The sequence below is a fragment of the Kribbella sp. NPDC055071 genome (genome assembly GCF_053608045.1).
Genome location: NZ_JBSGUS010000010.1, coordinates 44602 through 62988, shown reverse-complemented (window position 1 = coordinate 62988; position 18387 = coordinate 44602). Strand labels below are relative to the sequence as shown.

23 protein-coding genes are annotated in these 18387 nt (G+C 68.1%); 15 read left to right on the top strand and 8 right to left on the bottom strand.

Annotated features, from left to right (window positions below; all coding sequences use genetic code 11):
* Nucleotides 1–145: 145 nt before the first annotated feature.
* From ribD to ribH, 5 genes are read left to right on the top strand one after another with little or no spacing between them, the layout of a single operon-like run.
* A complete protein-coding gene (gene ribD / locus ACWF4Z_RS18130; RefSeq protein WP_452244214.1) occupies nucleotides 146–1183 on the top strand; it encodes a bifunctional diaminohydroxyphosphoribosylaminopyrimidine deaminase/5-amino-6-(5-phosphoribosylamino)uracil reductase RibD in 1038 nt (345 codons plus the stop codon).
* A gap of 1 nt (nucleotide 1184) precedes the next feature.
* Nucleotides 1185–1790: a riboflavin synthase gene (locus ACWF4Z_RS18125; protein ID WP_452244213.1), complete on the top strand. Its 606-nt coding sequence runs from the start codon at nucleotides 1185–1187 to the stop codon at nucleotides 1788–1790.
* Nucleotides 1787–2461, top strand: coding sequence for a nicotinamide riboside transporter PnuC (gene pnuC / locus ACWF4Z_RS18120; protein ID WP_452244212.1), 675 nt, complete (start codon nucleotides 1787–1789; stop codon nucleotides 2459–2461). Before ACWF4Z_RS18125 ends, pnuC begins: the two co-directional genes overlap by 4 nt.
* Nucleotides 2462–2471: 10 nt before the next feature.
* Nucleotides 2472–3710: a bifunctional 3,4-dihydroxy-2-butanone-4-phosphate synthase/GTP cyclohydrolase II gene (locus ACWF4Z_RS18115; RefSeq protein ID WP_452244211.1), complete on the top strand. Its 1239-nt coding sequence runs from the start codon at nucleotides 2472–2474 to the stop codon at nucleotides 3708–3710.
* Nucleotides 3710–4180 carry a 6,7-dimethyl-8-ribityllumazine synthase gene (gene ribH / locus ACWF4Z_RS18110; protein WP_452244210.1) on the top strand — a complete coding sequence of 157 codons (471 nt, stop codon included), beginning with the start codon at nucleotides 3710–3712 and terminating at the stop codon, nucleotides 4178–4180. Before ACWF4Z_RS18115 ends, ribH begins: the two co-directional genes overlap by 1 nt.
* A gap of 556 nt (nucleotides 4181–4736) precedes the next feature.
* Here the strand turns inward: ribH and ACWF4Z_RS18105 are convergent.
* Nucleotides 4737–5699: a hypothetical protein gene (locus tag ACWF4Z_RS18105; RefSeq protein ID WP_452244209.1), complete on the bottom strand. Its 963-nt coding sequence runs from the start codon at nucleotides 5697–5699 to the stop codon at nucleotides 4737–4739.
* 62 nt (nucleotides 5700–5761) lie between these two features.
* Between ACWF4Z_RS18105 and ACWF4Z_RS18100 the strand changes: the two genes are divergently transcribed.
* Nucleotides 5762–6727 (top strand): helix-turn-helix transcriptional regulator, encoded by a 966-nt coding sequence (locus tag ACWF4Z_RS18100; RefSeq protein WP_452244208.1) that lies wholly within the window; start codon nucleotides 5762–5764, stop codon nucleotides 6725–6727.
* Here the strand turns inward: ACWF4Z_RS18100 and ACWF4Z_RS18095 are convergent.
* Nucleotides 6718–7212, bottom strand: a complete 495-nt coding sequence (locus tag ACWF4Z_RS18095) for a MarR family transcriptional regulator (protein WP_452244207.1) — start codon at nucleotides 7210–7212, stop codon at nucleotides 6718–6720. The genes ACWF4Z_RS18100 and ACWF4Z_RS18095 overlap by 10 nt on opposite strands.
* Before the next feature lie 64 nt (nucleotides 7213–7276).
* Between ACWF4Z_RS18095 and ACWF4Z_RS18090 the strand changes: the two genes are divergently transcribed.
* The 5 genes from ACWF4Z_RS18090 (at nucleotide 7277) to ACWF4Z_RS18070 (ending at nucleotide 10102) form a co-directional block, all read left to right on the top strand.
* Nucleotides 7277–7915, top strand: coding sequence for an NAD(P)-dependent oxidoreductase (locus ACWF4Z_RS18090; RefSeq protein WP_452244206.1), 639 nt, complete (start codon nucleotides 7277–7279; stop codon nucleotides 7913–7915).
* The gene (locus tag ACWF4Z_RS18085; RefSeq protein WP_452244205.1) at nucleotides 7915–8400 is read left to right on the top strand and encodes an anthrone oxygenase family protein; all 486 of its coding nucleotides are present in this window, start codon (nucleotides 7915–7917) and stop codon (nucleotides 8398–8400) included. Before ACWF4Z_RS18090 ends, ACWF4Z_RS18085 begins: the two co-directional genes overlap by 1 nt.
* Nucleotides 8401–8471: 71 nt before the next feature.
* Complete coding sequence (locus ACWF4Z_RS18080) at nucleotides 8472–8735, top strand: phosphoribosyl-ATP diphosphatase (RefSeq protein WP_452244204.1); 264 nt, start codon at nucleotides 8472–8474, stop codon at nucleotides 8733–8735.
* Between the two features lie 46 nt (nucleotides 8736–8781).
* A complete protein-coding gene (hisG, locus tag ACWF4Z_RS18075) occupies nucleotides 8782–9630 on the top strand; it encodes an ATP phosphoribosyltransferase (protein WP_452244203.1) in 849 nt (282 codons plus the stop codon).
* A 58-nt stretch (nucleotides 9631–9688) separates the two neighbouring features.
* The gene (locus ACWF4Z_RS18070; protein WP_452244202.1) at nucleotides 9689–10102 is read left to right on the top strand and encodes a PH domain-containing protein; all 414 of its coding nucleotides are present in this window, start codon (nucleotides 9689–9691) and stop codon (nucleotides 10100–10102) included.
* Here ACWF4Z_RS18070 and ACWF4Z_RS18065 read toward each other — a convergent pair.
* Nucleotides 10080–10964: an aldose 1-epimerase family protein gene (locus ACWF4Z_RS18065; RefSeq protein WP_452244201.1), complete on the bottom strand. Its 885-nt coding sequence runs from the start codon at nucleotides 10962–10964 to the stop codon at nucleotides 10080–10082. The genes ACWF4Z_RS18070 and ACWF4Z_RS18065 overlap by 23 nt on opposite strands.
* Nucleotides 10965–11098: 134 nt before the next feature.
* Between ACWF4Z_RS18065 and ACWF4Z_RS18060 the strand changes: the two genes are divergently transcribed.
* On the top strand, nucleotides 11099–11632 hold the full coding sequence (locus ACWF4Z_RS18060) for a DUF6596 domain-containing protein (protein WP_452244200.1): 534 nt from the start codon (nucleotides 11099–11101) through the stop codon (nucleotides 11630–11632).
* 11 nt (nucleotides 11633–11643) lie between these two features.
* A complete protein-coding gene (locus ACWF4Z_RS18055; protein ID WP_452244199.1) occupies nucleotides 11644–12096 on the top strand; it encodes a globin domain-containing protein in 453 nt (150 codons plus the stop codon).
* Here ACWF4Z_RS18055 and ACWF4Z_RS18050 read toward each other — a convergent pair.
* Entirely contained in the window at nucleotides 12075–12740 is a 666-nt protein-coding gene (locus ACWF4Z_RS18050; protein ID WP_452244198.1) for a uridine kinase family protein, read from the bottom strand. The genes ACWF4Z_RS18055 and ACWF4Z_RS18050 overlap by 22 nt on opposite strands.
* A gap of 37 nt (nucleotides 12741–12777) precedes the next feature.
* On the bottom strand, nucleotides 12778–13260 hold the full coding sequence (locus ACWF4Z_RS18045; RefSeq protein ID WP_452244197.1) for a hypothetical protein: 483 nt from the start codon (nucleotides 13258–13260) through the stop codon (nucleotides 12778–12780).
* Nucleotides 13261–13357: 97 nt separating this feature from the next.
* Here ACWF4Z_RS18045 and ACWF4Z_RS18040 point away from each other — a divergent pair, with 97 nt between their 5' ends.
* Nucleotides 13358–13852, top strand: a complete 495-nt coding sequence (locus ACWF4Z_RS18040) for an SseB family protein (RefSeq protein WP_452244196.1) — start codon at nucleotides 13358–13360, stop codon at nucleotides 13850–13852.
* On the opposite strand, the gene ACWF4Z_RS18035 is transcribed toward ACWF4Z_RS18040, so the two are convergent.
* From ACWF4Z_RS18035 to ACWF4Z_RS18025, 3 genes are read right to left on the bottom strand one after another with little or no spacing between them, the layout of a single operon-like run.
* Nucleotides 13838–16309: an FtsX-like permease family protein gene (locus ACWF4Z_RS18035; protein ID WP_452244195.1), complete on the bottom strand. Its 2472-nt coding sequence runs from the start codon at nucleotides 16307–16309 to the stop codon at nucleotides 13838–13840. The genes ACWF4Z_RS18040 and ACWF4Z_RS18035 overlap by 15 nt on opposite strands.
* A 3-nt stretch (nucleotides 16310–16312) precedes the next feature.
* Nucleotides 16313–17062, bottom strand: coding sequence for an ABC transporter ATP-binding protein (locus ACWF4Z_RS18030; RefSeq protein WP_452244194.1), 750 nt, complete (start codon nucleotides 17060–17062; stop codon nucleotides 16313–16315).
* On the bottom strand, nucleotides 17059–17487 hold the full coding sequence (locus ACWF4Z_RS18025) for a DUF1707 SHOCT-like domain-containing protein (RefSeq protein WP_452244193.1): 429 nt from the start codon (nucleotides 17485–17487) through the stop codon (nucleotides 17059–17061). The genes ACWF4Z_RS18030 and ACWF4Z_RS18025 overlap by 4 nt, the downstream gene beginning before the upstream one ends.
* 143 nt (nucleotides 17488–17630) lie before the next feature.
* Here ACWF4Z_RS18025 and ACWF4Z_RS18020 point away from each other — a divergent pair, with 143 nt between their 5' ends.
* A complete protein-coding gene (locus ACWF4Z_RS18020; protein ID WP_452244192.1) occupies nucleotides 17631–18344 on the top strand; it encodes a TetR/AcrR family transcriptional regulator in 714 nt (237 codons plus the stop codon).
* Nucleotides 18345–18387: the final 43 nt, after the last annotated feature.

Genomic DNA, 18387 nt, shown 5'->3' with positions numbered 1-18387 from the left:
GCCGGCGGGTGTGCTCTGGTGTCCGGACGTCGCTGCTGAGGCGACCCCGTGAGGGCGGCAGAGCGTGAACGCTGGTTGGAACGAGCCCCGGAGTGCGTCCGAGACGACGACGAGGGGCCAAATGTCCGGCGCAGCGACTGGCGCGGTGAGCAACGCTTCACCGATCGACATCGCGTGGATGCGACGTGCGATCGAGTTGGCCGCCCGAGGGGTGGGCAGCACCCATCCGAATCCGGTGGTCGGCTGTGTCGTCACCAGCGCCGACGGGCAGCCGGTCGGCGAGGGATTCCACGCTGTGGCCGGTGGCCCCCATGCCGAGGTCGAGGCGCTCCGGATGGCGGGACCACGAGCCCGCGGCGGTACGGCGTACGTCACGCTGGAGCCCTGTAATCACACCGGCCGGACCGGACCGTGCGCCGACGCGCTGATCGAGGCCGGGGTCGCCCGCGTGGTCTACGCCGTACCCGACCCGAACAACCAGGCCGCCGGCGGTGCCGAGAAGCTCAAGAACAAGAGCATCCAGGTCGAGCAGGGCGTGCTGTACGACGAAGCCGAGGCCGTGAACCACGTCTGGTTGCACAGCGTCCGAATGGGTCGACCGTTCGTGACGTGGAAGTTCGCCACCACTCTGGACGGGCGCAGCGCGGCGCCGGACCGGACCAGCAAGTGGATCACCGGTCCGATCGCCCGCGCGGACGTCCATCGGCATCGCGCCGAGTGTGACGCGATCGTCGTCGGCACCCAGACCGTCCTCGTCGACGACCCAGAGCTCACGGTCCGCGACGAGAACGACGTACCGGCCGCCCGGCAGCCGCTGCGCGTCGTCGTCGGCGACCGCGAGATCCCGCCGACCGCGCGCGTCCGCAACGACCGCGCCGAGACGTTGTTGCTCCCGACCCACGATCCCGCCGAGGTGCTCCGGCAGTTGGACGACCGGCAGATCCGGCACCTCTGGCTCGAAGGCGGGCCGACGCTGGCCGCCGCATTCCTCCGCGCCGGCCTGGTCGATCAGATCGTCGCCTATGTCGCCCCGGCCGTCCTCGGCTCCGGGTACTCGGCGATCGGTGACCTGGGCGCGGAATCGATCGACCACCTGCGGAGGTTCAAGCTCACGGACGTCACTCGCCTCGGCGACGACGTCCGGCTGATCCTGACGCCGCTCGAACCGCAAAGGACCCACTGAAATGTTCACCGGAATCGTCGAGGAGCTCGGCACCGTCGAGGCCTTCGACCTCCTCGAAGGCGACGCCGCCCGGCTCACCATCCGCGGGCCGAAGGTGACCGAGGACGCCGGCCACGGCGACTCGATCTCGGTCAACGGCTGTTGCCTGACCGTGGTCGACACCGGCGCCGGCACGTTCACCGCCGACGTGATGCGTGAGACGCTGCAGCGCACGTCGCTCGGCCAGGCGACCAAGGGATCGCGGGTCAACCTCGAACGCGCCGTCGCCGCGCACGAGCGCCTCGGCGGGCACATCGTTCAGGGGCACGTCGACGGGGTCGGCACGATCGCGAGCCGTACGCCGTCCGTCCACTGGGAGGACGTCCGGGTCGCCGCCGCGCCGGAGATCCTCAAGTACGTCGCCGAGAAGGGCTCGATCGCGATCGACGGCGTCTCGCTGACCGTCACCTCGGTGGACGACGCGACCGGGACCTTCGGCGTCAGCCTGATTCCTACCACCCTCGAGCTCACCCTCCTCGGCCAGAACAAGGTCGGCGACACGGTGAACCTCGAGGTCGACGTCATCGCCAAGTACGTGGACCGACTGCTTGCTGGAGGCACTCAATGAACCCGGTCGACTGGCTGTTGCATGCGCAGGTGACGATCGCCGGCTCGCCGGTTCTCGTCCGTGAGATCGTCGGCAACGTCTTCGGTCTGGCCAGCGCGCTGTTCGGCATGCGCCGGCTCGTCGCGGCCTGGCCGGTCGGCATCGTCGGCAACGTATTGCTGTTCACCGTCTTCATCGGCGGGATCTTCGACACCCCGCAGGACAAGGACCTCTGGGGCCAGGCCGGCCGCCAGGTGTTCTTCGCGCTGATCAGCCTCTACGGGTGGTACCGCTGGTACCAGACCCGTCACCACGGCGCCGGCAACGCGGTCCAACCGCGCTGGGCGACCCTGCGGGAGCGGCTCGAACTGCTCGGCATCGGTGTGATCCTCTACGCGATCGCGTACGTCGTTCTCCGCGAGCTCGGCTCGTGGGGCCCGCAGTGGGACGCGTGGATCCTGACCGGCTCGATCCTGGCGACTTACGGGATGGCGCGCGGCTTCGTCGAGTTCTGGCTGATCTGGGTGGCTGTCGACGTGGTCGGCGTACCGCTGCTCGTGCAGGCGAAGTTCTACCCGTCCGCGACGATGTACGTCATCTACGGGTTGTTCTGCGTGATCGGCTTCGCGTCGTGGTGGAAGATCCAGAACCGTGAGCGGGTCGCACCGCCCGAGGCAGTGGTGGTGGGCTGAGATGACAGAGATGGCTGAGATTCTGAAGCTCGACACGATCGAGCACGCGATCGACGAGATCCGGGCCGGACGTCCGGTGATCGTCGTCGACGACGAGGACCGCGAGAACGAGGGCGACCTGGTCTTCGCGGCCTCGAAGGCGACGCCGGAGCTGTTGGCGTTCCTGATCCGGTACAGCTCGGGCGTGGTCTGCGTACCGATGGAAGGCGCCGAGCTCGACCGGCTCGGGATCCCGCTGATGACCCCGCACAACCGGGAGCGGATGCGTACGGCGTACACGATCTCGGTCGATGCCCGCGACAACATCACCACCGGGATCTCGGCGGCCGACCGGACCCGGACGATCCGGGTGCTCTCGGATTCCGCCTCGGAGCCGTACGACCTGGTGCAGCCGGGGCACGTGTTCCCGTTGCGTGGGCGTGAGGGCGGCGTACTGGTTCGGCCCGGGCACACCGAGGCGTCGATCGATTTGGCACGGCTGGCGGGGCTCAACCCCACGGCGGTGATCTCGGAGCTCGTCAACGACGACGGCACGATGAAGCGTGGGCCGCAGTTGCGGGCGTTCGCTGACGAGCACGGGTTGGTGCTGGTGTCGATCGACGATCTGATCCGGTACCGGCGTCGTACCGAATCTCAGATCAAGCGGGTCGCGACGACCACGTTGCCGACCCGGTTCGGCGATTTCGTTGCCTACGGCTACCGAAACACCGTGGACGGGTCGGAGCAGTTGGCGTTGGTGCGCGGTTCGCTGGACGACGGGCCGGTCTTGGTGCGGTTGCATTCCGAGTGCTTGACCGGGGATGTCTTCGGGTCGCTGCGGTGTGATTGCGGCCCGCAGCTCGACGAGGCGATGCGGCAGGTGGCGGCTGAGGGCGGAGTCGTCGTGTACCTGCGCGGTCACGAGGGTCGTGGCATCGGGCTGCTGCACAAGCTGCAGGCATACGAGCTGCAGGACGCGGGCCGGGACACGGTCGACGCGAACCTGGACCTCGGACTGCCCGCGGACGCGCGTGACTACGGCACCGGCGCGCAGATCCTGGCGGATCTGGGCGTGAAGGAGGTGCGGTTGCTGACCAACAACCCCGACAAGCTGGCTGGGGTCCAGGGCTACGGCATCGACGTCGTCGAACGCCGCAGCATCTCGATCGACCCGACCGAGCACAACCTGCGCTACCTGCGAACCAAGCGCGACCGGATGGGCCACCACCTACCGGGCGGAGTACTCACGGAAGAGAACGGAGCCGGCTGATGTCCGGGAGTGGAGCACCAACCATCGAGGTCCCGCGCGTCGACGGCGCTCGGGTGGCGATCGTCGCGGCCCAATGGCACCCGAAAGTCACCGACGCCCTGGTCGCCGGCGCGATCCGCGCGCTCGACGACTCCGCCATCACCGACTACACCGTGATCCGCGTCCCCGGATCCTTCGAACTCCCCGTCGCGTCCCTGCACGCCGCTCGCGGCGGGTACGACGCCGTCGTCGCGCTGGGCGTAGTGATCCGCGGCGACACACCCCACTTCGAATACGTCTGCCAAGCCACCACGGAAGGCCTCATGCAGGTCGGCGTCACCACCGGTATCCCGGTCGGCTTCGGCGTACTCACCTGCGACAACGACCCCCAGGCCCTCGACCGAGCCGGCCTCCCCGACAGCCGAGAAGACAAAGGCTACGAAGCCACCCAAGCCGCGTTGTCCACGCTGGCGGCAATCCGCCAACTGTAAGAACATCCTCCCCACGCGCCCACCCTCCGGCTGATCGCCGGCAGACCTGCCGGCTGCCGCCGGCGCGCGGCGGGCTCGCGCCCGGGTTCCGGCTATCGCCGGCGAAGGCGGGGCTGCCGACTGTCAGAACAGGTGGGTCGCGGGTGGCGCGGTCACCTTGTCGGGTCTGCGGCCAGGTTATGGCTTGTCCGCAGACCCCGGAGGGTGTCCGCGCGAATGTCGCCTGCCTGCTGGTGGACCAGGGTGGCAGCCAGTGGTGGTTGAACGGACGACCGTGTGGAGGGTCGCGGACCAGCTGGCTGGTCGACGAACCGGGCTCGTCAGCTGAGCGTTCAAATCAGCTGCACCCGGATCTCCAGGCCATCACAATCGTCATTCAGCAGGCGACCCACGCCTGACCTCCACCGGAACCGTGGATTGTGATGGCCTGGAGATCCGCTCACTCGGTGTCTGGTCCTCGTCAGCACGGATCCCCTCGCATCCAGTGGATCGTTGCACTCCTGACACGCCGACCACCGACTGGCCGCATATACGCACCGAGCCCACCAGGCACTCTTCAGCCGATCCGGGTGTGGTGCATTGTCCAGTTGGGGGTCCAGGTTTGGCCTTTGTCGGTGGAGAAGGATTGTTGCCAGGAGGCTTTGTCGGTGCCGGGGGTCCAGCGGAAGCGGACGTCTATGGGTTGGCCGTCGAGGGTGTCGGGGGCTTCGAAGGTGCCGGTGCCGTCTGGTGTGAAGGAGCCGATGACTGGGTCTTCCAACTCGCCGCGGAGGCTGTTGATCCAGTGGATGGACCAGGTTTTCGTGTCGGGGTTGTAGATGCGGAAGGTCGCGCCGCGGAAGCCTTCGGTCGGGAACCAGCCCTCGTCGAAGCTGATGGCGCCGTCGAAGTACGTCGTGACTTCCATTTCGGACTGGAATTCGCGCCACTCGGCGGGCTCGCCCAGTACCGGCTTGCGGCGTTCGTTGTGCATGTCCCAGCGGCCGACGAGGAAGTCGAAGTCGTCGGTGAGTTTCGGGAGGTCCAGCGCCGGCGGGGGAGTGGCGCGCCGGGTGAAGTCCATGGTCCAGTTGGTCTCCCAGGTCAGACCTCCGTCGTCGGAGTAGGCCTGTTCCCAGTGCGCGGTCGTGTCGGTGATGTCGGACCACTCGTAGCTGCACAGAATCGGCCGACCCTCGTGCTCGTCTTCACCAACCAGCCGGCAGTGAGAGCCGTCGGCTGACCAGCCGCCGCGGACCGGCGGGTACAACCGCATCGTTCGGCTGTCGACCCACCAGATGTTCCACTCCTGCGAGCGCGGGTCGAAGAGCCGGACCGACAGCCCGTACGAGCCCTTGGTCGGGAAGCGCATCTCGTCGATGCTGATCGCGCCGTCGAAGTACGTGTGCGCGGTCGTGGTTCCGTCGTACTCCTGCCACTCGTCGGATCCGGCGAAGGCTTGTTTCAGGGTGCGGTGCCGTACGTCGAAGTACCCGTTCAGGAAGTCGAAGTCGCCGGTCACCTTGGTCCATGTCGTCATGCCGCCAGCGTGGCGGCAATACCTGACAGTCCATGGCAGTGTTCACGGCTAACCTGAAAGACATGCGTTCGAGTCGCCTGCTGTCGATCCTGCTGCTGCTGCAAACGCGGCGGCAGTTGACCGCGCGCGAGCTTGCCGACGAGCTCGACGTGTCGCTGCGGACGATCTACCGCGACGTGGAGGCGCTCGCCGCGGCCGGCGTTCCGGTGTACGCCGATCAGGGCCGGGCCGGTGGTTATCGGCTGGTGGAGGGCTACCGGACCAAGTTGACCGGACTCACCGAGCAGGAAGCGGCCGCGCTGTTCCTGGTCGGGATGCCTGGTGCCGCCGCCGCGCTCGGACTGACTGCGGAGACGAGCGCAGCGGAGCTGAAGCTGCTCGCAGCGCTCGCGCCGGACCAGCGGGACCGCGCCGGCCGGATGAAGAACCGCTTCCACCTCGATCTCCCAGCCTGGTACCAGGATGCCGAGGCCTCACCGCATCTCTCCGCCGTCGCCGATGCCGTGCTGCACGACCGACGGATCAAGGTGCGCTATCGCCGGTGGGAGGCCCCCCGCGAGGTCGAGCGCGTGCTCGAACCGTACGCGCTCGTGCTGAAGAACGGCGCCTGGTACGTCGTCGCCGCGACGCCGGGCGGGATGCGGACCTACCGGGTCTCCAACGTCCTTGAGCTCACCCCGACCGAGGAGGAGTTCGAGCGGGCGGCCAGGTTCGACCTGCAGCAGTTCTGGCAGGAGCATCTGGAGGGCTTCGACCAGATCCGTTTCACCGGCGAGGCCGTGATCCGGGTATCGCCCGGACTGGCGACCAAGATGTACGACGTCTCGTACCCAGCGCTTGTGCAGGCAGTGGCCGCGACCGAGCCCGACGCGGACGGGAGCGTCGTGGTGCGGATCCCGATCGAATCCGTCGCCAACGCGGCCGCCTCACTCTGCCGCTTCGGCCGATCGCTGGAGGTGCTGGAGCCGCCCGAGCTGCGGGACGAGCTGGCTGCGCTCGGCCGCACCCTGTCCGACCTCTACTCCTGACCCAGCTGCTCGTTCGCCTGGACCCCGGCCTCGGTGCTGCGCCGCAGAAAGCCGGCGATCAGCTCCAGCTCTGAGGGGCTGTACTCCGCCAGTACGTCGTCCATCGCGCCGATCATCGGCTGGTACAGGCGAAAAACCTCCATCCCCCGATCCGGCAGCACCTGGATCGTCACGCTGCGGCGATCCGCGTTGGCGCGGTCGCGGACGATCCATCCCGCACGCTCCAACCGGTCGAGGATCCCGGTCAGCGTGGCGGGATGCAGCCCGGCCTGCCTGGCCAGGGCGCTCGGCGTGAGCGGACCGCTACGCGCGAGGACGTCGAGGCAGTCGAGGTCCACGTCCTTCAGCGCGAGCTTGCCGCCGACCTGATGGTTCAGGAGGGCGAGCTGGATCCGCAGGTCGCGCAGCGCGGCCTTGATCTCGTTCCCGGTCCGGCGACGCAGGCGCTGTGCGTGGCGCGCGTCACTCTCTTCTGTCTGTTCCATATATTATGAGTTCCGTACGATATGAGTTACAGAGTAGGTCTCACGGTAACGCAAGGAGTGCGGGATGAGAATCACGGTGTTCGGGGCGACGGGCGGGATCGGTGGTCACGTCGTACGGCAGGCCCTCGAGGCGGGGCACAAGGTGACGGCGGTGGTTCGCACGACGTCGGAGTTCGAACTGGAGCATCCGTCGCTTGAGGTGTTCCGGGTGCCGGGCCTGAAAGAGGGTGAGCCACTGCGGGACGCGGTGGACGGAAGCGACGCGGTCATCTCGGGCGTGGGTGCGCGCGGGCGCAAGGTCGGTCCGGTCGCGACCGACAGCACGCGGTCGATCGTGGCGGCGATGTCGGCAACCGGCGTACGGCGCTTTGTCGCGATCAGTGCCGCACCACTCGGACCGGTGCCGGCCGACGAGAGCTTCTTCAACCGTCGGATCGTGTACCCGATGATCAACGCCTTCGCGGGCGAGGTGTACGACGACCTCCGGGTCATGGAGGCGGAGATCATGAGCAGCACCACATCCTGGACGATCGTCCGCCCGCCGAAACTCACCAACAAGGCGCTGACCGGAACGTACCGGACCGACGTCGGCGGCACGGTCTCGCACGGGTACCTGATCGGTCGAGCCGACGTCGCACACCTGATGCTGGCGGTCCTTGACGACTCGGCGACGATCAACCAGCCGGTCGGGGTGGCGTACTGATGCCGCGACTCGTCCGCGGCGGGAGTCTCTTGTTCAGTGGGCTGTTCGCCGGATTTCTCCTGTGTGTACTGGTGTTGGAGAACTCGTTGCGCGGCTTCGGAGCCTCGGTCTACACGCAGGTCCGGCTGGTGGAACTGGACTCGCTGGACAAGTTGGCCTCGGCAACGTTGATCCCGGCAATCATCCTCACGGTGGCGTCGGCGTTCTGGGCCCGAGGCAACGATCGGCTGCTGGTACTGGTCGCCGTCGCGCTCCTCGTGATCGTGTTCGCGACGACGCTCGCGATCAACCTGCCGATCAACGGCGATCAGTCCTCGTGGTCGGTTCAGAGCCCGCCGCCGGACTGGGCCGACGTCCGCGACCGCTGGCAGGTAGCTCACGTGATCCGTACGGCGGCCGCCGTACTGGCCTTCGGGATCGTGGCCGGAGCCGCTGTGGTGAGCCGCTCGACGCGCGGGATCGCGGACAAAGTGCTCACGCCGTAACCATCCGTCCGCCGCCAGTATCCGGACCTGAGGGTCGGGGAGTGGATGCGGCCCTCTAGGCTGGGCGGGCGATGAAGAGTTTTGAGGAGCTGTTTGCCGAGCTGGGTGAGAAGGCGGCGACAAGGCCGGAGGGATCCGGGACCGTGGCGGCGCTGGATGCCGGCGTGCACGCGATCGGCAAGAAGCTGGTCGAGGAGGCCGCCGAGTCCTGGATGGCCGCCGAGTACGAGGGCAAGGACCGGGCCGCGGAGGAGCTGTCGCAGCTCTTCTACCACGCCCAGGTGATGATGCACGCGCTCGGCCTGGACCTCGACGACGTGTACCGACATCTGTAGGAGTGCCGCACAGATCACCGGTTCACCGTCAGAAAGGGCAGTTGCCATGCTGCGCGTCGCAGTACCGAACAAGGGCTCGCTGAGCGATGCCGCCACCGAGATGCTCACCGAGGCCGGCTACAAACAGCGCCGGACCACCAAGGACCTCACCCTCACGGACACGGCCAACGAGGTCGAGTTCTACTACCTCCGCCCGCGCGACATCGCCGTGTACGTCGGCGAAGGCACCCTCGACGTGGGCATCTCCGGCCGCGATCTCGTGCTCGACTCGCACGCGGACGCGGATGTGATCATGGGCCTCGGGTTCGGCTCGTCCACCTTCCGCTTCGCCGGACGCCCGGGCGTCGCCGACTCCGTGAAGGACCTGGGTGGCAAGCGCATCGCCACGTCGTACGCCGGTGTCCTGCAGGATCACCTGGCCGAGAACGGGATCGAGGCCGCCGTGGTCCGCCTCGACGGCGCGGTCGAGTCCGCTGTCCAGCTGGGCGTCGCGGACGTGATCGCCGATGTGGTCGAGACCGGTACGACGTTGCGTCAGGCCGGGCTCGAGGTGTTCGGGGAGCCGATCCTCCAGTCCGAGGCCGTGCTGATCAAGCGGCACGGTGTCGAGACGCCGCCGAACGGGATGCACCAGCTGGTCCGGCGGCTCGAAGGTGTCCTGATCGCGCGCAACTACGTGATGATGGACTACGACATCCGCGCCGAGGACGTCGACGCGGCGACCGCGGTCGCGCCCGGCCTCGAGTCGCCGACGATCTCACCGCTGCACCGGCAGGGCTGGGTCGCCGTGCGGGTGATGGTTCAGCGGGCCGATGCGCAGCGACTGATGGACCAACTCTGGGAAGTAGGCGCACGTGCCATCCTCACCACAGACATCCACGCCTGCAGAATTTAAAGCCAAGATGTCGTCAGGCGATCGGTTGTTCACTTTCCATCCGCGGATTGTGGCGTTGATGGCTGGCGTGATGGGGTTGTCGTTGATCGCGGTGTTCAGCGTGATCTGGTTCCGGTTGCCGGAGGATGCGCGGGCGACGTTCAGCTGGTTCCAGCGGTTGACGTTGCTCGCTTTCTTCGGTGCCGTGCTGTGGATCCTCTACCGGATGACCACGCTGAAGGTGACGGCGTACGCGGACCGCCTCCGCATCCGCAACGTCTTCAAGTCCTACACGCTCACCTGGGACGAGGTCTCCGCGCTGAGGTTCCGCTCCGGCGATGCGTGGTTGCAGCTGTTCGATGCCGACGGCAACCGCCTGGGCATCCTCGCGGTACAGGCCGCCGAGGGCAGGCGCGCGAGCAAGGCCGCCAAGGAGCTGGCGGCCGTGGCTCGCGCGCACGGAGCCGGTCCTAGACCGACACCTGAAAGCTAGTCGTGTGTGACTCACCGGGCTGCAGTACGACGAGATCCTGCCCGGTGACGAACGCATCCGGCGGACACGTCATCGGCTCGACGGCCAACGCCGTACGCCCGATCGCGCTGCCGGTGTAGAGCTGCATCCACGGCGTGTCACTGGTCAGCACCGACTTCGCCCCGCTCTCCGGATCCCGCAGTGAAACCGTCCAGGTCCCACCGCCCAGCCCGGTGAAGGCGTTGTCGATATCGAGCGATCCGATCACCCGCCCGCCCCGGAAGTCGTACGGCGAACCGTCCACCGGCGCCAGCCCGACCGGCGTCAACCGCTCCGGTGACACCTCCAGCCACTGATCCGCACCGAACTCGAGCACACACTCGTCGATCGGCCGACCCACGCTCAGATACGGATGCGTCCCGTACCCGTACGGCGCCGCACTCGCCCCCACGTTGGTCGCGGCAGCCGTCACGGTCAGCCCACGATCGGACAACTCATAAGTCAGCGAAAGGTCGAGCTGATGCGGATACCCGGGCTGTCCGTGCAGCCGCAGACCGACGGTCAGACGAGCGGCGTCGGAGGAGACCAGCGACCAGTTCTCCCACCGGGTCAGCCCGTGGATCGCGTTCTGCCGGGCCGGCTCGGTCAGGTAGAGCTGCTGATCGACGCCGTCGAACGTGTACTTCCCGTCGGTGATCCGGTTCGGCCAGGGGAACAGGTGCTGTCCGATACCCGCATGGGCCGGCTCGTCCTCGCCGTACCCGAGCAGGACCGGGCGTCCGTCGTACGTGAGCCCGCGCAGCCCACCGCCGACGCTCACCACGGTCGCCGCGTATCCGCCGGCCTGAATCGTCCACTGCTCCCCGGAGGGCCTCACGCTCATGCGGACATCCTGACAAACTTTTCGGATCTGCTGTCCATCGGGGCCGGACCCGTTCGTGGTGATGCTGTAAACACGCTCACAGGAGGTTCGCTGGACTGGGCGGCCAAGTGCCCGGGCTCGCGCGGCGGTGGCTGATGCTGCTGATCCACGCCCGCCGCGACGCCCGCAGCGGACCCGCGGCAACGGTCGTCCTCCTGGGGGATCAGGACCGGAGCCGCTGGGATGCGGAGATGATCGCCGAGGGCCGCGGGCTGGTGGTTGCCGCGCTCACCGGCGGTCGCGCCGGACCGTACGCGGTGCAGGCCGCGATCGCAGCCCTCCACGACGAGGCCGCCGACTTCGCAAGCACGGATTGGCCGCAGATCGTCACTTTGTACGACGTTCTCCTCGCGATCGACCCGTCACCGGTGATCGCGCTGAACTGGGCGGCCGCGATAGCGCTGCGCGACGGGCCTGAGGCCGGCCTGGCATTGCTCGACGAGCTCGCCGCCGAGCCACGGCTTCGCGACTACTACCCGGCCGCGCTCGCCCGCGCCGACCTGCTGCACCGGCTCGGGCGGTTGCCTGAGGCAACTACGGCGTACGAACGAGCGGTGGAGCTGGCCGGATCGGAGCCCGAACGAGCCCATGTCCGCTCACGTCTCGAAAACTGTCGGCCATCGGTGTGACACTGACCACCATGGAGACGGTCTACGAAGCAGCAGGCGGCATGGAGGGGTTACAGCGGCTCGCGCAGGCGTGGCATGTGCGGGTGATGGCCGACGAGATCGTCAGTCACGCGTTCCACGGCGGGGCCAAACCTGACCACGTCGAGCGCTTGGCGGCGTACTGGGCGGAGGCGCTCGGCGGACCATCGGCGTACTCGGAGACGTACGGTAGCGAGGCATCGGTCGAGCGGCTGCACAGCGGGAACGGCGAGCACGACGAGATGAACTACCGGGGGATCGCCTGCTTCGACGAGGCGATGACGGACAGCGGACTCGCCGATCCCCGCCTCCGCCAGGTCCTGCACGACTACTTCGCCTGGGCGACGTTCACCACGATGTACCGGCACAGGTCCGAAGACATCGCCGACGGCCTCGACGTACCGCAGTGGTCGTGGGACGGGCTTCAGGACGCGGCGGAGTCGTGATGCGGTAGCGCGACCGACTTCGCGATGATCTCCAGCGTCGGGTCGTGCGGCGTCGACGGGTCGCCGTCGACGATCACGTGCGCCCGGGAGCGGGTCGCCTGGTCGGCGAAGTGATCACGCTCCCAGCGCATCCACTCGAGCCAGTGGTCGCGCAAAGCCTCGCCGTCGCGCTCGATACCGCGGTCGAGGCGGACCTGGTTGGACGTCTCGATCCAGAGCCGCAAGGACTGCCAGTGAGCGGCGTCGCGATCGCAGGAGGTGACGCCCTCGACGATGAGCAGCTCGACGGTGACCGGTACGACGTGGATCTCGGCGTACGCACCGACGTTCCAGTCGTAGCGGCGGTACCGGCCCTCGCGTCCGTCGGCGATCCGCTGCAGGACGTGGTCGCGGAGCAGCCCGAATCCCCGGGTTGCGCCGGTCCAGCCGTCGTACAGGTCGTCCATGTGGATGACGGCGGTGCGCAGTCCGCGGGCCTCGGCCCGGGCCGCGACGCTCGCCGCGAGGGTGGACTTGCCGGATCCTGCCGGTCCGTCGATGCCGATCAGCCGGGTCCGGCCCAGGTGCGGCGGGCCGGCCTGGACGTTGTCGAGCAGCGAGTCGATGGTCAGGGGAGTACTTTTCACGCCGGAGTCAGCGGCCATGTCGTTCGGTTCCTTTCCCACCCCTCCGCTCAGGTCATCAGTTGATTCCATGGCGTTTCAGGATGTCTTCGACCTCGTCGAACTCCGACGAGTCCTGCTGCTTGGCCGCGCCTTTCGCGGGTTTGGCAGCCTTGGCGGGGGTGGCCGACGCGGGTGCGGGACCCGTCGTGGTCAGCTCGCCCGTTGGCTTCTTCTGAGTCTTGGGGGCGTCGCCGCGCCGGCCCCGGGCCACGCCCGAGACGACGTACAGCACGACCGAGACGCCGAAGAGCGCGACCCCGGCCCACACCGTCGGCGAGAAGATCAGGTGGGCGGCCCAGCTCACGACCGATCGCACGACCTCCCAGAGCACCTTGAGCAGACCGGTCATGTACAGAGACACCGGCAGCAGCGACCAGGCCACCCCGCGCGTCCCTGCGGCGATCCCGCGGCGTCGCCAGGCGAACCACGAGCCGATCAGTCCGAGCAGCGTCAAGCCTGCGCAGAGCGGCAGTAGCGTCGAAGCGTCGTAAGTAGGCACATGTCCAGGCTCGCACAGTCCCCGCCGGAACCAAGCGGGGAAGAGCCCTGAAGCCACCCTGAAACCTGGTTCGGGGGCAGGCGGGGAGAATAGACGGGTGCAACCACAGCGGCGACTGGCGTTTACCGGGTTCGACAACGACGACGGGTCGGCTGACTCCGCGCTGGCCGCGGCGCTCGCGCAGGGTGACGACGGCGCGATGCTGGCCGCGCTGACCAAGGCACGCCTGCTGGTGCCGGTGGTAGCTGTGCTCGGCGAGGTCGAGTACGGCGAGGACGGCCTGGCGCACGACAAGACGTCGGACATGGCCGTCGCGCTCCTCCAGGGCCAGGACGGCCGGAACGCGCTCCTCGCCTTCACCGGGACCGAAAGCCTCGCTCGCTGGAGTCCCGAGGCGCGTCCGATGCCGGCGCAGACGGCGGTGGTCGCGACCGCGGCCATCCAGGAAGGCGCCGCCGCGATCGTCCTCGACATCGCCGGTCCCGCGACCGGCGTGATCGAAACCGACGACTTACGGCGGTTGGCCGCCGGCCTCCAGGTGATTCGCCTGGAAGACGGCGGCTACGCGTGGGTCGAATCAGCCAACGGGTGAGCTGAGCGCGTCCATCGGCTTGGGACGCATCGCGATCCGGCCCGTGACCGCGGTAGTGGGCAGGACGAGCAGGAGGACCACGGCGATCCAGGCGAACCCGATCCACACCGGTCCGGACGGGAGCGGCCAGCCACGCGTCGCGACCGCGATCGGGAGCACCGTGAACGCGGCCGCGACCAGCCCGAGCACGAGACCGAGTGCCGCGATGACCAGACCCTCGAGTGTGAGCATCCGCCGTACCTGACGCCGCGTCGACCCGGTCAGCCGCTGCAGACCGAACTCTCGCCGCCGATCCAGGACCGCCACGGCGATCGTGTTGATCGAGGCGATCGCGGTGTAGGCAACCGCGATCCCGGCCAGCAGGTACCCGATCCAGGCGTCGACTCCGAGCCCCGCGTCGTACCCCGCGCTGAGCTGAGCCCGGTCACCGATCGTTGCCCCCGGCCACTTCGACAGATCGGCCGTGGGGACCTTGTGCTTCTCGGTCCGAAGCAGGAGCTGGCTCGGCAGGCCGGTGGTCGTGTGCGCGGCGAGCAGAGCCGACGGCAACAGCACGGATTCGTATCCGGACGGACCCTCGGCCAGCGCGACCACTTTGACCTTCACGAGCTTGTCGTCACCGAGCCGCAGGCCGATCTCCGATCCCACGTCGACCTTCAGCTTCTTCGCCGTACCCGGCGGAAGTGCCACAGTGTTCCCGGTCAGGTCGTCCAGCGACCCCTTCTTCACCTTTCCCTTGTACATCGGGCCGTTCAGCCCCAGCAGCGGCCACGCGTCGGTGGTGTGCGACTTGTCGTACGGCTCCTCGATCCACCCCTTGCTACGGACCAGCTCGGACGTCGCGGTGACGCCGGGCAGCGACCGTACGGCGTTGGCGAGCGAGGCCGGGATCCCACCGGAGGTGCTGGTCACGACGGCGTCCGCGGACAGGTTGCCGGTGTACGCGTCGATCGCGGCCTTCTCCTGCGTGGTCTGGGAGTAGATGTTGCCGAGCGCAATGCTCGTGGCGATCGTGATCGGGATCAGGATCGCGGCGAACTGCACCGCGCGGACGCGCAGGTTGATCGCGGCGAGGACACCGCTGGTCCCGCGCTTCTCGATCAGCGCCGTGACCCGCGGCACCAGCGCCCGCTGGATCACCATCGGCGCCAGAATCGCGACCGCGATCGATCCGGTCAGACCCGCCGGCCCCCCGATCGCCGCGGCGTTGGCCGGGCCCATGAACGGCGTCGACAGCGCGATCGCAACCGTGGCTCCGGCGAACACCGCGCCGATGATCAGCCGGATCCGTCCCAGCTTCACTTCGGGGACGGCGGCCTCGGCCAACGCCTGAATCGGGCGGATGCGAGCCGCTCGACCGGCTGCGAAACCGACGGTCACGCGGAGGACGACGTACGTCAGTACTGCGGCGCCGGCGAACGGGAGTGGACCTTGGTCGAGGCGTAGTTGCGTGGGCACGATCCCGCCGGTGGCGAGCATGCCGAAGATCCAGTGGCCCGCGGTCCGGCCACAGACCAGGCCGAGGATCAGGCCGATCACGCCGACCACCATGGTCTCCGCGATCACCATCTTGCCGACCTGCTTCGGCGTTGCGCCGCTGGCCCGCAGCAACGCCAGCTCCCGCCGCCGCTGCCGGACCGACAGCCCGATCGTGGCCGAGACCACGAGTGCCATCACCACGGCCACCATCCCACCGAAGACGCCGGACATGATGATCAGCGGAAGACTCGTCGCGATGCCGCTGTACTCCGCGACCCCTCGGTCGTCGCCGGTGTAGGCCTTGATGCCGGCCGGCAACGCGAGTCGCTTCGCGAGATTCTTGGCCGAGGTTCCTGCGGTCGGGAAGACACCGATCGCATCAGCTTCGGGCGCCAAGCGGGTCGCGTCGGCGTCGGCGAAGAAGACCGACGGTACGTCGACGTCGTGCTCGGGTGCCGCAATTCCGGCCAAGGTCAACGACTGCGGTTCGCCACGGACGGTCACGGAGACCTGGTCGCCCGGCTTGGACGATCCGGCCAGGCGCTGGTCGAGCACGACCTGTCCGCTGCGCGGCGCACTGCCCGCGGTCAGGTGGTACGGCGTGAGCGGGGCCGAGGACCAGCCGTGGCCGCTCAGCACTTCCGAACCGCCGGGCGTCACCACCGCGGGGAAGCTGTGGTCAGCGATCACTTTGGCGACTCCCGCCGTACCGGCGAGCTTGGTGGCGAGGGCGGCGTCGACGGAGTGGCGTTCGAAGAACGCAGCCGAGCCGGAGCCGTCTGCTGGGTGGTAGGCGGGGTCGCCGGCGACCAGGATCGGTGCGGCAGCGAGGCGCTGGGGCGGTGCATTCAGGCGGAGTCCGGTTTCGAGCAGTCCGCCCGCCGCACTGAGAAGCGCGCTGCCGAGCAGGACCGCGATGAAGATCGCGAGGAATGCGGCGGTCCGGTACCGCAGCGTGGTGAGGGCAAGGCGGAACATGAGTCAGCTCTCCGAACGAGTAAGACGACCTGCACTGAGGTGCGCGAGCTCCGCGGCAACGTCCTCGGCGGTCGGATGGGTGGATTCGGAAACGATCTGGCCGTCCACGAGGTAGACGACCCGATCGGCGTACGACGCCGCGACGGGATCGTGGGTGACCATCACGATGGTTTGGCCGAGAGCGCGCGCCTGGTCGCGGAGCAACGCGAGCACCTCCAGCGCAGTGACTGTGTCCAGGGCGCCGGTCGGCTCGTCCGCGAAGGTGATCGCGGACCGCCCGGCAAGCGCCCGAGCAATCGCGACCCGCTGCTGCTGACCGCCGGACAGCTCACTCGGGCGGTGCCGGGTGCGCTCGCCGAGACCGACGCGCTGGATCACTTCGGTCACCCACGCGTTGTCCGGCGCCTTCCCGGCCAGCGTGAGCGGCAGTACGACGTTCTGCCGCACAGTCAGCGCGGGCATCAGATTGAAGGACTGGAAGACGAAGGAGACGTGCTCACGGCGCAGTTCGGTCAGTGCGGTCTCGTTGAGGCCGCGAAGGGGCTGGCCGCTCAGGTACACGTCACCTGAGCTGGGGGAGTCGAGACCGGCTGCGCAGTGGAGCAGTGTGCTCTTGCCGGATCCGGACGGGCCCATCACTGCGGTGAAGGAGCCCGCCTCGAAGCCGTAGGTGACACCGGCCAGCGCGGTAACCGCGCTGGGACCGGTGCCGTAGACCTTACGGACGTCGGTGAGCTGGACGGGCGCGTTCATCGCACGGCCAGTACGTCGGACTTGCGGTGGTAGCTCTCGTTGGTCCACCAAAGGATGGCGACGACCAGGCCGAGGCCGATGTCCGACCAGAGCCACCACGGCCAGTCGAAGTGGCCGAAGGCGGCGAGCGTCACCCAGATCACGAACTGGACGACGCACGTGATCAGCCACAGTGCGCTGAAGCCTCGCAGCGCCGCCGTCAGCCCGCGGGGCGGAGTCGCGTTCTCGATCCCGTCCAGGATCTGGTGGAGTTCGCCGCGGCTTCGGGCGGTGAGCAGGAGGTCCTGGCGCCGACTCGCCTCGGGCGGGGTCAAGGTGCCCTGGCGGACGGCGTGGTCGAGCTTGGCGATGGCGGCGCGGCGGTCGTTCTCGCTCAGCGTGACCTGGTCCGGAAGCAGGAGCGGGTCGAAAATCGTGGTTTTCATCGGAGTTCCTTTCGGGGGTTCATTGCCCTGGCGAGAAACAGCGTATGGGTTGAACAGTTTCCTCCGCGGTGTGTCCAGGACCCGTTTCGAGGTAGGGCTAACACCCCTCTGCGTCGGCGCCGTCGTACGCCAAGATGGGACCTATGACCGAAGACCGCGGAGAACTGCCGCCGGGGCTGGCCCTGTCGTGGGGTGTGCTGCCGGTGCAGCGGCGCGGGCCGAAGCCGGCGTTGTCGGTCGATCTGATCGTGGCGACCGGGATCGAGTTCGGTGATCGGCACGGATTCGAGGCGATCTCGCTGCAGCGGATCGCGGCTCGCTTCGGCGTCAGCACGAACGCGATGTACCGCTACGTCCGGTCCAAGGACGAGCTGATCGTGCTGGTCCACGACAAGGCGATCGGCCAACCGCCCGAGCTTCCGGCCGGGTGGCGTCCGGCGGCGACCAAATGGGTCACCGCGCAGGTCGAGATGTACGCCGAACGCCCGTGGCTCCTCGACGTCCCGATCCGCGGCGCGCCGTTCACGCCGAACGCCATGCGCTGGGCCGAGGTCATGCTCCAGTCACTCGACGAGACGGGCCTGAGCCAGCACGACAACCTCGGCTGCCTGGTGCTGCTGGACGGGTACGCGCGCAATTACGCGATCCTGGCCAGGCAGCTCGGCGCCTCCGACAACACGCCCGTGCAGGCCGAGCAGGTCGGCCGGTTCCTCGTGCCACGGCTGATGGAGGGCGACTATCCGATGCTGACCGCGATGTACACGAACGAGGAGTACGAGGACGGCCTCGACGACGACCTCGAGTTCGGCCTGGCCCGGATCCTCGACGGCATCGAGGTACTGATCGCCAAGCGGTAACGCTGGGGAAACAGCCCGGCGGGTTGGATCTCACTGGTCATCG